General features: G+C 41.6%; 1 protein-coding gene. It reads left to right on the top strand.

The window, feature by feature from the left end; translation table 11 throughout:
• Nucleotides 1–28: 28 nt before the first annotated feature.
• On the top strand, nucleotides 29–279 hold a 251-nt coding region (locus AAEY88_RS13135), incomplete at its 3' end, for a hypothetical protein (protein ID WP_350563096.1).

Below are 279 nucleotides of genomic sequence, written 5' to 3' on the forward strand. Positions count from 1 at the left end.
GACCTATGCAGTGTACTTAGTGATCGTCATGAGTATTACTGCAGCGACCTTTATCACTCTAACGGGTATTGATAACTTTCGGGCAGTGAAAAAACACCTACCGCTGTATTATGCGACTTTGTTAAACATACCCTTTTTTACCATAGGTTTGCTATTTATCATCCGCGCCATGGCTCTGTTGTTTTCCCCCGACCAACTTGCCAACATTTCTGCCGCTGACAAGCTTAACTCATCATTGGTGATGTGGAGCTACATCATATTGTTATTACTGACTAATTT

The organism is Psychrobacter sp. CAL346-MNA-CIBAN-0220, assembly GCF_040309805.1.
GTDB lineage: Bacteria > Pseudomonadota > Gammaproteobacteria > Pseudomonadales > Moraxellaceae > Psychrobacter.